A 14,405-nucleotide genomic window follows, 5' to 3' on the forward strand; every position below is an offset into this window, starting at 1 on the left:
ATGACTTATAAGTTACATGGGGGATTCGGTAAAATATAATGCCGAATGCCCCATTATTTACAAAAAAGCATACACAGACACAGATATGGGGAGGATAAGACATGGATGATTTAGAAATGACAGAACTTACTCCAAAACAGGAAAATTATCAGAATCTTGCTGAAACAATTATAAATAAATTTAATGCGAGAGGAATTGAAGGTTACTATTGTATAGACAGAGAAGAGGCAAATGCAAAAGCCAAAAGATTTTTGACACCGGACTGTACTATATCATGGGGAGGTTCTCAGACACTTTCTGAGATTGGTCTTTTAGACGATCTAAAAGAATCTGATGATTATATTATTTATGACAGAGCTGAAGCTAAAACACCTGAAGAAAAAAGAGAGCTTTATGGAAAGATAGTCACATCCGACTACTATTTTATGAGTTCAAATGCTGTTACAATGGATGGTGAACTTGTTAATATAGATGGAGCAGGAAACAGGGTTGCCTGTCTTTGTCATGGGCCTGAGAATATTATTCTGATTGTCGGAATGAATAAAGTGGTAAGGAATGTGGATGAAGCTGTTTCAAGAGTAAGAAATATTGCAGCACCTCCGAATGCTGTAAGACTTGCAAAGAATACTCCGTGTTCAAAGATTGGAAGATGTGCTGACTGCCAGTCGGATGATTGTATTTGTTGTCAGACGGTTATTACAAGAAGATCTGCTGTTCCAGGAAGAATAAAAGTAATACTTGTAGGTGAGGAATTAGGATATTAAATATGATTCAAAAAGAATTAATTGATAAATTATATAAAAACAGTATATTATCTGCTAAAGAATTTGATGAATTACTTTCACAGCATGATGACGAAGATTCTGAATATCTCTTTAAATTGGCAAGAAATTTGAGGAAAAAATATTATGGAAAGGATGTTTATATAAGAGGTCTTATAGAATTTAGCAATTACTGTCGCAATGACTGCTATTATTGTGGTATAAGAACAAGTAATAAGAACGTATCACGCTACAGATTGACAGAAGAAGAGATACTCCAATGTGCCGACGAGGGTTATGAACTTGGATTCAGAACTTTTGTGCTTCAAGGTGGCGAGGACATGTCTTTTACGACGGAAAAAATAGCTGAGATTGTAAGAAACATAAAGAATAGACATGATGATTGTGCAGTCACATTATCTGTTGGTGAGAGAGATTACGACACATATAAATATTGGTTTGATGCAGGTGCCGACAGATATCTTTTAAGACATGAAACAGCTACAAATGAACATTACAGAAAACTTCATCCCGAAAACCTTTCGCTTGAGAACAGGAAAAGATGTCTTTTTAATTTAAAGGATATAGGTTATCAGGTAGGTGCCGGATTTATGGTGGGTTCTCCGTATCAGACAACCAAAAATCTGGTAAACGACCTTTTATTTTTAAAAGAACTCAACCCGCATATGATAGGAATAGGTCCTTATATATCACAGCAGGATACTCCGTTTGCGGACATGGAAAACGGTACACTTGAACAGACATTATTTCTTCTCGGTATATTAAGAGTTATGTTTCCGAATGTCTTGCTACCGTCAACGACAGCTCTTGGAACAATTGCGCCAAACGGCAGGGAACTAGGTCTTAGGGCTGGAGCAAATGTAGTTATGCCAAATTTGTCACCGGTTTCGGTCAGAAAAAAATATCAGCTCTATGATAACAAGATATGTACAGGAGAGGAATCTGCACAGTGTGCGGGATGTCTCAGACGCAGGATAGAATCTGTGGGGTATGAAATGACTGTAAGCAGGGGGGATTTTAAAACATCAAAATAACAGGTATATTGTTTAGAAATGAGGTTAATTATGGAAAAAGGAACAAGAGTAAATGTAGATGTAAACGTAACAAAAATTGTTAAATATGTTTGTCTTGCCGGTGTTGCAATAGTATTTGCAATATTCAGCCATAAGAGTTATACAGCTTTTTTGGCTGACAGAAAGCCTTATGCAACGAATAATTGATACAGTGACAAATAAAATCAAGGATAAATTATAATGAGTAAAAGTCTATTTATAGCCGAAAAACCAAGTGTTGCCAAGGAATTTGCCAAGGTACTTAATGTCGGCGGAAATGCATCTAAGGGCTATTTGGAATCTGATGATTACGTTGTAACATGGTGCGTAGGGCACCTTGTCACAATGAGTTATCCGGAAGTATATGATCCAGCACTTAAAAAATGGAGTTTTCAGACACTTCCGTTTATTCCGGAGCATTTTCTTTATGAAATTATTCCGGGAGTCTCAAAGCAGTTTAACACAGTAAAAGGTCTTTTAAACAGAGAGGATGTATCATGTATCTATGTCTGCACCGATTCGGGACGTGAGGGTGAATATATATACAGGCTCGTTGATGATATGGCAGAGGTATCTTCAGAAAAAGAAAAAAGACGTGTCTGGATAGATTCGCAGACAGAAGAAGAAATAAAACGAGGGATAAAAGAAGCAAAACTTTTATCAGAATATGACAATCTTTCTTCGGCGGCATATCTTAGAGCAAAGAGTGATTACCTTATGGGAATAAATTTTTCAAGGGTACTTTCATTAAAGTACGGCAGAACAATAATGGATTATCTTAATAACGGTAAATGGTCAGCCGTATCTGTAGGAAGGGTTATGACCTGTGTACTCGGAATGGTCGTTAAGCGGGAGCGTGAGATAAGGGACTTTGTAAAAACTCCGTTTTATCGTGTTATTGGAAAATTTGGATATGAAGGTCAGAACTTTGATGGCGAGTGGCGTGCAGTAAAAGGTTCAAAATATTTTGAGTCACATCTTTTATATAAAGAAAATGGCTTTAATAATAAAGAGGATGCTGCAAAGTTAATTGAGGAATTAAAAATAATTCCGCCTTCTGTCAAGGCAGTTGTGTGTAAGGCTGAAAAGAAAAAGGAAAAGAAAAATCCGCCGTTATTATTCAATCTGGCAGAATTACAAAATACCTGTTCCAAGCTTTTTAAAATAAGTCCTGATGAAACATTGAAAATAGTCCAGGAACTTTATGAAAAGAAACTTGTTACATATCCAAGAACCGATGCGAGAGTATTATCTACAGCAGTTGCAAAGGAAATCTCTAAGAACATAGGTGGTCTTAGAAATTATTCAATTGTGAGAGATATAGCTTCCGGTATACTTGAAAGCCAAAGTTACAAAGGAATTGAAAAAACAAAATATGTGAATGATAAACAGATTACAGACCACTATGCAATTATACCGACAGGTCAGGGATTTAACGCATTAAACAGCGTAAACCAGACGGCAGCCAGAGTATATGAAGTCATTGTAAGAAGATTTCTGTGTATCTTTTATCCATCGGCAGAGTATCTTAAAATAACGATAGCAGCCGAAAGATTAAATGAACAGTTTTTTTCAAGTTTTAAAATTTTATCAAAAGAGGGGTATCTTGCCATAGCCTCGGCTTCTTTTGCAAAACAAAAATTAAGTGACAGGCAGGCTGACGATAATGAGTCGGAGGATGCACAAACCACTGACAATAAAATTGATGAAAATACAATTGAAAAATTGAAGCAGTTAAAAAAGGGAATGGAGATAGATTTGTTTTCTGCGGAAATAAAAGAAGGAGAAACGTCTCCACCAAAACGCTATAATTCGGGTTCCATGATACTAGCAATGGAAAATGCGGGCCAGCTTATCGATGACGAGGATCTTCGTGCACAGATAAAGGGAAGCGGTATCGGTACAAGTGCTACGAGAGCTGAAATTCTCAGCAAACTTGTAAATATAAAGTATTTGTCATTAAATAAAAAAACACAGATAATCACACCAACACTTCTTGGTGAGATGGTATATGATGTAGTATTTGCATCTATTCATGCACTTTTAAACCCTGAATTGACGGCAAGCTGGGAGCTTGGTCTTACTATGGTTGCAGATGGAAAAATAACTGAGGATGAGTACATGATGAAATTAAACAAATTTATCACATTCCATGTGCAGAATGTAAAAAGCAAAAATTATCAAAATCTTTTTAAACCATATTTTGACAGAGCAGCAGCTAACTATAAAACTTCAAAAACCACAATAAAAAGCAATAAAACAAAGGCACAGGCAAACAAATAAATATAGAAAAGAGGCATTTTTATGTATGAAAATTTAAAAAATAAAAATCTGTTTAATTTTGATGAGACAATTGCGGCTGATATTTTTACTGACATAGATTTTCCATGGGACGTTCTTCCTAAAATAAAGGACTTTATAATAGGGCTTGGAAAATCACTTTCTGAAGAAGATTATGATAAAAAAGGAGACAATATATGGATTGCCAAATCTGCGGATATAGCACATACGGCAACAATTAACGGTCCATGTATTATCGGAAAAGATACTGAGGTGAGACCGGGAGCATTTATAAGAGGCAATGCGATTGTAGGTGAAAATTGTGTTGTGGGCAATTCGACAGAATTAAAGAATGTAATACTTTTTAATAATGTCCAGGTACCTCATTATAATTATGTCGGCGATTCAATACTTGGTTATAAATCACATATGGGTGCAGGTTCTATAACATCAAATGTTAAATCAGATAAATCCGATGTCGTAATCAAATATGAAGGTGACAAGATTGCCACAGGTCTTAGAAAGATGGGAGCTATCTTAGGCAATTATGTAGAAGTCGGATGCAACAGTGTGTTAAATCCGGGAACTATTATAGGCAGCAATACCAATATATATCCGCTGTCAAGTGTCAGAGGATATATACCTAAGGGAAGTATATACAAAAATAAGGGCAATATAGTAGAAAAAAGATAAATTTTGATGATTTTATTTTGTGAAAAAACAGGGCACATACAGCATTTTGCCCTGTTTTTCGCTATGTTACGAACATTTTACTATAAATCTTTTGGTTTTAATACCTTATGCTGGTTTACCACAGCATTTTTTATATTTTTTTCCGCTGCCGCATGGACATTTATCATTAGGATATATCTTTTTTATCTGCATAAAACTGTCAGGAGTATTTGAGCATGGTGCAGGCATATCATCAGGTATTACATTTGCCATAAGAGGTGCAACCCCAAATAAATGATTCTTAAGTTTGATGACACCGTCATCACTGTCATTTAAAGTGCTGTTACTTTCTGTATGTTCATTTTCATCATTTTTGACTGCAGAAACAATATTTGCTGCTACAGTTTCAGCATTGTCATTTATGCTGTTTTTTATCTCGTCCGGTAAATCAAGTGTTGACACGTCAGCATCAGCAAGCTGGTTTATAATTATATCTATAAGTTCAGATTTTTTTAACTTTGAATATCCTTTAACGCCCGAATTTTTAGCTATTTCTTTGAGTTCTGCGACTTTATAACTGTTAAGTAATTCATTAAGATTTTTCATTTTATAATTTCCTCCATGCATTGTATGGATATAATAAATCCAGTAAATAATATTATAACAAAGGAAATGTTGCAAATTCAATACAATTATGTTACAAAGATTTATATAAAAAGCAATATTGTACTATATGAATTATACAAAATGCTCATTTTTAACCAAAAATCGACAATTTTAATATAATTTTGCAAAAAAAATGACACAATTATACCTTAAACTTTGAACTAATGTAAATTTTTAAGATTTTCTTAAGATTTATAACTTGACAATCTAAATAAGGATGGAATATATGAAAGCGATAGATAAATTACTTGCACCGATTAAAAAATTATCAATGAATGCCCTTGTGGCAAACTCTAGTTGGCTTGACAGCCAGGTAAAAAAGTATAATATACTTTATACAAAAGCAGCAAACAATTACAAATCAAATATCAAAAAGATTGAAAATGCTGCAGTATTATCATATAAAAGAGAACTGGCAATAAATGAAATACTGAAAAGCGGAGAATATGATTTTGACAATATTCTTGTAATAAAAAATCCATATGAAATTGCACCTATGTCGGCACTTGCATTATTTGTAACAGATAAGCCATGTAAAGTACGTTATACTGTAGCAGGTAAACGAGGCAGCGAAGATTTTACTAAGTGCGATGAAAATATTACTAGATATCACAGAGTTCCTATATTGGGAATGTATGAGAGTACTATAAATACAGTGACGATAAATTTAATTAATGAAGAAAACAATATTATTGCATCAAAAAAGATTCGCATTATTATAAGAGGTCTTGGTAAAATGATAAGGAATGGCATGAAGCTTACAAACAGCAAACAACCATTGTCAAAGGATTTCATTTTTGTATCAGGCGGCTATCACGGTGGAGTATATACTTTTGATAAAAAGGGAAATATCCGTTTTGCCCTAAACAAAATACCACAGTATTGTGGAGTATATTTATTTAAAGACGGAAGATTTTTGTTCCCTGAAAAGCATATGAGAAGACCAGCATGGGGAAATGCAAATACAGTGGTTATGCATGAGATGGATATGATGGGAAGAGTGTACCGTACTTATTATGATAAGAAAGGACTTCATCACTGGGCTATAGAAAAAGAACCCGACGGCAATATCTTAGCACTGTCAAGCTCTATTGACGACACATATATGGAAAACGAGATAGTCGAAATAGATAGAATGACAGGAGAAATAGTCAAAGAGATAAATATGAATCACCTTTTGGTAGAAAAATATATTACCAGAAATGACTGGGCTCATATTAACTCAATAGAATATATAAAAGAGGATGATTCTGTTATCATTTCAATGCGTAATGTGCATACAATTGCAAAAATAAGTTTAAAAGATGAAAGTATAGTATGGCTTTTAACTAAACCTAAATTTTATAAGAATACCGATGTTGAGGACAAAGTGCTTAAACCTAAGGGAGACATTAAATGGTTCTTCCAGCAGCATGCCATTCAGATAGTGCATGGTAAAGAAAAAGATGGTAAACTTCACGTAATGCTTTTTGACAACCATACGGCAAACAGAAGGCCGGTTAAATGGTTTGATAAAGAAAAAAAATCAAATATTATGTTTTTTGCCATTGATGAAAAAGAAATGACAGTAATGCAGGAGCAATATCTTCCTATTCCGCTTAGTGTTACAAGGTCAAATGAAGAATATGATGCTGAAACCGGAAAAGTATTAGCAATGTGTGCAAATCTTAAACCTCCAATAGATGATTACAACGGGAAAATTTATGAAATTGATTATAATTCAGGAGAAATCCTAAATGAATTTTCATCAAAATTAGATTATTTCAGTGCACATTCAGTTGAATTTAATATTGCTGATATGGCTAAACCATTAGACTTGTCAAATGATATGATAGTTGGAGAATTATGTGAACCTGTAAGAGAAGATACAAATTCGGAGCAATTTAAGAATATGTTGAGCTTTATGGATGATATAGAAGACGGTGACGATAAACCACAGCTTTGTATGTATGGAGAATTACTGCAGATAAGAGCACTCGACCATATGCTTGAAAAAATTTATCTGTATAACGACAAAGACACATATATTCAGGATTTTACTGATACGGAACAGCCTCTTGAAGTTTTTGGAACACAACATTATTTTATGAGCATGCCTCTTATGAAAGTAAAACATGGTGAGTATAATGTTGCAATACAATTTAAAGGAAATATTTACGATACACAAAAATATATAAGCGTTTTTTAAACATATGAAGCAGGATACCTTTCTTATATGGTATCCTGTTTTGTATCTTAATAGATAATTTCTTGCAATACCTGAAATTTTTTGACAAAATTTTTCAAAAAGGTATAGACTTCACAATAATTTTATGCGAAAATATAATTTAGGACTGCGGATAATTCCGCAGATAATAAGCATTATTGAAAGGAGCAAGAACATGATTTATTCACAGGAAGTAGAAAACATGTGCCCAGTAGCTCAGGGAGTACACCATGGTTGTGCACCAATCCCAGAAGAAGCAAAATGGGTTAAGGCAAAAGAAGTAAAGGATATTTCCGGCTTTACACACGGTGTAGGCTGGTGTGCACCACAGCAGGGTGCCTGCAAACTTACTCTCAATGTTAAGGAAGGTATTATTCAGGAAGCTTTAGTTGAGACTATCGGATGTTCAGGAATGACACATTCAGCAGCTATGGCATCTGAGATACTTCCAGGACTTACGGTAATGGAAGCATTAAATACAGACTTAGTTTGTGATGCTATCAATACAGCTATGAGAGAACTTTTCCTTCAGATTGTTTATGGTCGTTCACAGAGTGCTTTCTCTGAGGATGGACTTGCTATCGGTGCCGGTCTTGAAGATCTTGGTAAGGGACTTCGTTCACAGGTTGGTACTATGTATGGTACATTAAAGAAAGGTCCTCGTTACTTAGAGATGGCTGAGGGTTATGTTACAGCTATTGCATTAGACGAAGATGACTTAATCATCGGCTACAAATTCGTTAGCCTTGGAAAAATGACAGACTTCATCAAAAAAGGTGATGATCCTAACACAGCTTGGGAAAAGGCTTGTGGACAGTATGGACGTGTTGACGATGCTGTTAAGCTTATTGACCCAAGAACAGATGAAGAAATCGCAAAATAATATAAAGGAGGCAAACGAACAATGGCATTATTTGAATCATATGAAAGAAGAATTGATAAAATCAATAGCGTTTTAAACAGCTATGGTATTGCTTCTATTGAAGAAGCTGAAAAGATTACTAAAGATGCTGGATTAAATGTATATGACCAGATTAAGGGCATTCAGCCAATCTGTTTTGAAAACGCCTGTTGGGCATATATAGTTGGTGCAGCTATCGCAATCAAGAAAGACTGCCGTCGTGCAGCAGATGCAGCAGCAGCAATCGGTGAAGGATTACAGGCTTTCTGTATCCCTGGTTCAGTTGCAGATACACGTAAAGTAGGTCTTGGACATGGTAACTTAGGAAAGATGCTCCTTGAAGAAGAGACAGAATGTTTCGCATTCCTTGCAGGACATGAGTCATTCGCAGCAGCAGAGGGTGCTATCGGTATCGCTGAGAAGGCAAACAAGGTTCGTAAGAAACCTCTCCGTGTTATCCTTAACGGTCTTGGAAAAGATGCTGCTCAGATTATCTCTCGTATCAACGGATTTACATTTGTTGAGACAGAGTATGATCCATATAAAAACGAAGTTAAAGAAGTATTCCGTAAGTCTTACTCAGACGGACTTCGTGCAAAAGTTAACTGCTACGGTGCAAACGATGTTTGTGAAGGTGTAGCTATCATGCACAAAGAGGGTGTTGATGTATCTATCACAGGTAACTCAACAAACCCAACTCGTTTCCAGCATCCTGTTGCAGGTACATACAAGAAAGAATGTCTTGAGCAGGGTAAGAAATACTTCTCAGTAGCTTCAGGCGGTGGTACAGGACGTACACTTCATCCTGATAACATGGCTGCAGGTCCTGCATCTTACGGTATGACAGATACATTAGGAAGAATGCATTCAGACGCACAGTTCGCTGGTTCTTCTTCAGTACCTGCTCACGTTGAAATGATGGGACTTATCGGTGCCGGAAATAACCCTATGGTTGGTATGACGGTTGCAGTCGCAGTTTCCGTACAGGAGGCAGCCGAGGCTGGTAAATTTTAATATATAAGCTATAAAGTGCCTATTTATGGGGGTTTCTTAAGTCGTAGTACAGTTTGAGAAGCCCTCATTTTTTGTGTATAAGACACTTATAATCCCCCTACAATACCCACTCTAAAAGACCCACAAGACCCACTTCATCTTTTCGTAGGATTATTTATTTTTAATGGAACTAATAACTATAAATATGTGTTGACTTTTATATTCATACTTGAGTTTGAATTGAGATTGAGTTGCTACTGTATTTCAACTATATATTTTGCTATATTTCATGCAGAGGAGAGAAAGAGGTAGTTGTTGATGCAAGACAATTAAAGAAGTACACGATAGAAGAGGTAGCCTGAGGGTTATCTCTTTTTTCATAATGTAAAAAGGGGTACTATTTTTGAAAATACATAATGCGATAAAACTTGGTTTGTGATATAATTTAGTTGATTATGCCACAGATTAGGAGATAAAGTAATGAATCAAATTTTGAATTCAATTATAAAAGAGTCTAATTATAAATTAACACAATTTTCTCAAGAAGCTATTGATAGCGTTGAGAGGAATATAGAAATTAGACAGGGTAAAAAGGGTAATGATGTAGTATATGTAAATTGTTTTGTAAGAAATAAATTTGTAAAGTTAACACCAGAAGAATTGATTCGACAGTTATATATTTATAAGTTAACGACAGAGTATGGTTATCCAGTAGAGCGTATGGAACTGGAATCAGTAATTACGTTTGGTAGAGAGAAAAAGAGAGCTGATATTGTAATTTATAATAAAGACCATGTCACTGCACCTGAGATAATTGTAGAGTTAAAAAAGCCTAAGTTGAAAGATGGTAAGGAACAGCTTAAGTCTTACTGTAATGCAACTGGAGCAATAATTGGGGTATGGACTAATGGAGACCAGATTTCATACTACCATAGAAAAGACCCTAATTACTTTGAAGATATTCCAAACATCCCAAGAGAAAATCAAAAACTGAAAGATATTCTTACTGAGAGATGGACTATTGATGACTTAATCCGCAAGGATAAACTGATAAATGAGCGTAAATCCCTTAAGGGACTTATCGAAGAAATGGAAGATGAAGTTTTGGCAAATGCAGGAGTAGATGTATTTGAAGAGGTATTTAAACTTATCTTCACAAAGTTATTCGATGAAATGGAAAGTGGTAATAATAAGAGAAGAACACTTGAGTTCCGTAATTATGGTGATACAGATGAAGATTTGAAAGCAAATATTCAGGTACTATTTGACAAGGCAAAGCATAAATGGTCTGGGGTATTCAATGAGGATGAAAAGATTACTTTGACAGCTTCACATTTAGCAGTTTGTGTTGCCAGCTTGCAGGATGTAAAATTATTCAATTCTAATCTTGATGTTGTGGATGATGCTTTCGAATATCTTATGAGTAAATCACAGAAAGGTGAGAAGGGACAGTATTTTACACCAAGATATGTTATTGATATGTGCGTAAAGATGCTCAATCCTAAAGAAGATGAGTACATGATTGATACTGCAGCAGGTAGTTGTGGATTTCCAGTGATACTATGTTCCATGTATGGAAACAAATATTAGACAGACTTGGTATTAAGCAAAGTCATCTGTTTTCATCTGAGAAGAAGCCACCAGAGTGTGAGGAATATGTTCGTGAACACGTTTTCGCAATTGACTTTGATACAAAGGCTGTAAGAGTTGCGAGAACTCTTAATTTAATTGCAGGTGACGGAAGAACAAACGTAATGCATTTAAATACTCTTGACTATGACAGATGGGATGACTTCACAAAAGATGAAGATTGGGAAGATATTTACCATGATGGTTGGAAAGGTCTAAGAGCATTAAGAAAAACACGTAATCAGAATAGAGATTTTAAATTTGATATTTTAATGGCTAACCCACCTTTTGCAGGTGATATTAAAGAAAGTAGGATTATTTCCAAGTATGAATTAGGTAAAAATAGTAAGGGTAAATACCAAAACAAGGTTGGAAGAGACATTTTATTCATTGAGCGTAATTTATCTTTTTTAAAGGATGGGGGTAGAATGGCGATTGTTTTACCTCAGGGAAGATTTAATAATGCAAGTGATAAATACATTCGTGATTATATTGCAGAAAGATGTAGGATTCTTGCAGTAGTAGGACTTCATGGAAATGTATTCAAACCACATACAGGTACAAAGACCTCTGTTCTTTTCGTTCAGAAATGGGATGATAAGTTATGTCCTAGAAAAGAAGATTATCCAATTTTCTTTGCCACAATGAAAGAGCCAAGTAAGGATAATTCAGGAGAGAAGATATACAGAGTAGTTGAAGGTGATGAAGGAGCATATATGCTTGATGAACACCATCATTTGGTTGTAAAACATGACTTATATAATCATGATGGTTTGACTGAAGATGGTATTGCTGAGGCTTTCATTGAATTTGCTAAGAAGGAAAAACTAAGTTTTTTCTAAATGACCCATCCACTTTTGACCAGACACGATATGATAAACTGATGGATGGGTTGGAATGTACTGAGATATTTTTATCAGCATTAGAGCGTACAAATCGTATTGATGCTGAGTTTTATAGAAAATATACATTTGAGGTTCTTAATGAGTTGAAAAAACATAATACTAAACCATTAACGGATTTTGTAGCAGTTTCAGATGGAAATCACATGGGTATTAGTGATAAATTTCAAAATGAGGGAATTCCTTATTATAGAGGTCAGGATATCCACAATTTCTTTATTGAAAATGCTAACGCAATATGTATAGACAAAGACACTTTCAATTTACCTTATATGAGAAGGTCACATTTAAAAAAAGGAGATGTATTACTCTCCATTGTTGGAACTATTGGTGAGGTTGCACTTGTATCCACAGATAATCCAATGACATGTAATTGTAAGTTAGCAATACTTCGACCAAAGTCAGATATGCTATCTGAATACATTGCAGTATATTTAAAGACTAAGTATGGATTTAATCAGATTGATAAATTCAAGCGAGGAGCTGTCCAAATGGGGTACTTGCTTGAGGATATGAGTCAAATTATTGTACCTATATTTTCAAGTGACTTTCAAAATAAAATAAAAGGTCTTATTTTAGAAATGTATAGGTTGGTAAGTGAGTCAAAAGAGATGTATGAAAATGCAAAAGAAAAATTAATCGAAATTTTGGGTTTGAGTGATTTCAAGGCAGAAGATAAGATGTATAACATAAAGTCTTTTAGCGATTCATTTGGAAAGACAGGTAGACTTGATGCAGAGTATTATCAGCCATATTATGATGAATTTGAAGATGTAGTAAAGAAAAATGGTTTTGTACTCGCAAGTGATATTTGTGAAATGATAAATTATGGAACTGTACCAACAAGTCTTTATACGGAAGATGGAACAGGAATTCCTTACATTAAGGGAATGAATGTCAAAAATACAGAAGTGGATAATGAAGATTTAGATAGAATTATTAATACTGAATCGTTACCGAATAAATTTTTTACAAAACAGGGTGATATTATTATTTCACAGATGGGAACAGTTGCAGACTGCGGTGTTGTAGATGAGACACAGGAAGGTTGGTTATTTGCATCTTTTACAATAAGATTACGTTTGAAAAAGAATGCAGGGTTTAATCCACATTTTGTTGGATTATATATTCAAGAGTTGGCAAAAAAATATTATTTTTATAAGAATATTGCACAAGCAAGTGTAAGACAAAATACTGATTTACCAACAGTTAATAATTTATATATTCCTAAAATCTGTACTGATACTCAAAATGAAATAGCAAATATGCTAATTAAGTGTAAGTATCTTAAACAAGAAAGCAAAGATAAGTTGAATAATTCTATACGAGCAGTAGAAATTGCAGTAGAGAGTGGTGAAAAAGCAGCATTGAATTTCTTGGCTGGTTTATAGGAGACATTATGATTCAGAAAAAGATACCGATAACCCAGTAGCAATTATCCAGCTTACTTAGGGTATCCTTGTAGGTCTTTTGTAATTTAAAGGTGATTTTTGTATCTGTATCTCCTAAAACTAGATAGGGTATCAATATCACTGAATATTTTCTTTTTAAATAACACAAATAGCTTAAGTACTGATAATTGTATGTGAATTTTGTAAAAGTTTGAGTCTATTTCTGATGCTCTTTATTTTAAGTATCGTTTTTAAACGAAATACTTTTAAGGAGAATTATAAATATGAGTGAAGAAAGTAAGATAGTATTTCAGGTGTCTGAATTTGATGGGAAGAATATCCCAGTTACAGAGGCAGCAAAGATTATAGGAAAAGACCAGCAGTTTATTCGTCAAGGTATGATTGCAGGCATTCTACCAATAGGTACGGTTTTTAAGAAGGAAGGTTCGAACCAGTACGATTATTATATAAGTCCAAAGATGTTTTGGGAGTATACGGGGTATGTTTATAAAGGTTAATTTAAGATGAGTTTATTTTGTGAGGCAGGTCTTTTGATTAAGACTTGCCTTTTTCATATTGAGATGGTAAGCTATGCTCAGTTGAAGAATAGTAGTACATTGAATAGTGGTAGCGTTATTAGTGGCTATCTTTTGGTGTGGCTTGGTGTAGTATGTTTTGTACAAGACGGCTATAAGACTCAATTGGCTTAGGAATGGCTTAAATAGGGCACTCACTGTTTCTGTTCAGGAGGCAGCTGACGCTGGTAAATTCTAAAAAACACCGTATTTAGGGCGTTTTAGAGGGCTTGTCATTGCTTGATAAGCCCTCATTTTTTGTATGGCCTAAAGGCCTAATTTGCGAAATGTAGTTTCTCTTGGAGGAGAAATGGAATGGAGCAAATAAAAAAACCACCTGCTATGCAGGTGTGAGT

General features: G+C 34.7%; 13 protein-coding genes. 12 read left to right on the top strand and 1 reads right to left on the bottom strand.

The genetic code is table 11. From position 1 onward, the window contains the following. The first annotated feature begins 101 nt into the window (after positions 1-101). Genes ACZLXV_RS12055 through ACZLXV_RS12075 form a run of 5 tightly spaced genes read left to right on the top strand, consistent with a single transcriptional unit; the run spans position 102 to position 4,807 of the window. Positions 102-764 carry a lactate utilization protein gene (locus ACZLXV_RS12055; RefSeq protein ID WP_022223420.1) on the top strand — a complete coding sequence of 221 codons (663 nt, stop codon included), beginning with the start codon at positions 102-104 and terminating at the stop codon, positions 762-764. A gap of 2 nt (positions 765-766) precedes the next feature. Next, positions 767-1,816, top strand: a complete 1,050-nt coding sequence (gene hydE, locus ACZLXV_RS12060; protein WP_022223421.1) for a [FeFe] hydrogenase H-cluster radical SAM maturase HydE — start codon at positions 767-769, stop codon at positions 1,814-1,816. Positions 1,817-1,846: 30 nt separating this feature from the next. Then, complete coding sequence (locus ACZLXV_RS12065) at positions 1,847-2,002, top strand: hypothetical protein (protein WP_022223422.1); 156 nt, start codon at positions 1,847-1,849, stop codon at positions 2,000-2,002. Between the two features lie 33 nt (positions 2,003-2,035). After that, positions 2,036-4,117: a DNA topoisomerase gene (locus ACZLXV_RS12070; RefSeq protein ID WP_022223423.1), complete on the top strand. Its 2,082-nt coding sequence runs from the start codon at positions 2,036-2,038 to the stop codon at positions 4,115-4,117. Between the two features lie 21 nt (positions 4,118-4,138). Continuing rightward, on the top strand, positions 4,139-4,807 hold the full coding sequence (locus tag ACZLXV_RS12075; RefSeq protein ID WP_022223424.1) for an acyltransferase: 669 nt from the start codon (positions 4,139-4,141) through the stop codon (positions 4,805-4,807). Between the two features lie 105 nt (positions 4,808-4,912). On the opposite strand, the gene ACZLXV_RS12080 is transcribed toward ACZLXV_RS12075, so the two are convergent. Next, positions 4,913-5,392, bottom strand: coding sequence for a Rho termination factor N-terminal domain-containing protein (locus tag ACZLXV_RS12080; protein WP_022223425.1), 480 nt, complete (start codon positions 5,390-5,392; stop codon positions 4,913-4,915). 286 nt (positions 5,393-5,678) lie between these two features. On the opposite strand from ACZLXV_RS12080, the gene ACZLXV_RS12085 reads away from it, so the two are divergent. The 7 genes from ACZLXV_RS12085 (at position 5,679) to ACZLXV_RS12115 (ending at position 13,992) form a co-directional block, all read left to right on the top strand. Beyond that, positions 5,679-7,640 (top strand): aryl-sulfate sulfotransferase, encoded by a 1,962-nt coding sequence (locus ACZLXV_RS12085; protein ID WP_482383585.1) that lies wholly within the window; start codon positions 5,679-5,681, stop codon positions 7,638-7,640. A 193-nt stretch (positions 7,641-7,833) separates the two neighbouring features. Continuing rightward, a complete protein-coding gene (locus tag ACZLXV_RS12090) occupies positions 7,834-8,541 on the top strand; it encodes an iron-sulfur cluster assembly scaffold protein (RefSeq protein WP_022014142.1) in 708 nt (235 codons plus the stop codon). Between the two features lie 21 nt (positions 8,542-8,562). Then, the gene (locus ACZLXV_RS12095; RefSeq protein ID WP_482383586.1) at positions 8,563-9,573 is read left to right on the top strand and encodes a GGGtGRT protein; all 1,011 of its coding nucleotides are present in this window, start codon (positions 8,563-8,565) and stop codon (positions 9,571-9,573) included. A gap of 459 nt (positions 9,574-10,032) precedes the next feature. After that, complete coding sequence (locus ACZLXV_RS12100; protein WP_482383587.1) at positions 10,033-11,142, top strand: type I restriction enzyme HsdR N-terminal domain-containing protein; 1,110 nt, start codon at positions 10,033-10,035, stop codon at positions 11,140-11,142. Further along, positions 11,094-12,023 (top strand): HsdM family class I SAM-dependent methyltransferase, encoded by a 930-nt coding sequence (locus ACZLXV_RS12105; protein ID WP_482383588.1) that lies wholly within the window; start codon positions 11,094-11,096, stop codon positions 12,021-12,023. Before ACZLXV_RS12100 ends, ACZLXV_RS12105 begins: the two co-directional genes overlap by 49 nt. Positions 12,024-12,064: 41 nt before the next feature. Beyond that, positions 12,065-13,474 (top strand): restriction endonuclease subunit S, encoded by a 1,410-nt coding sequence (locus ACZLXV_RS12110; protein WP_022224008.1) that lies wholly within the window; start codon positions 12,065-12,067, stop codon positions 13,472-13,474. Positions 13,475-13,758: 284 nt separating this feature from the next. Then, a complete protein-coding gene (locus tag ACZLXV_RS12115; protein ID WP_022224007.1) occupies positions 13,759-13,992 on the top strand; it encodes a hypothetical protein in 234 nt (77 codons plus the stop codon). Positions 13,993-14,405 lie beyond the last annotated feature (413 nt).

This window comes from Butyribacter sp. (genome assembly GCF_056818865.1).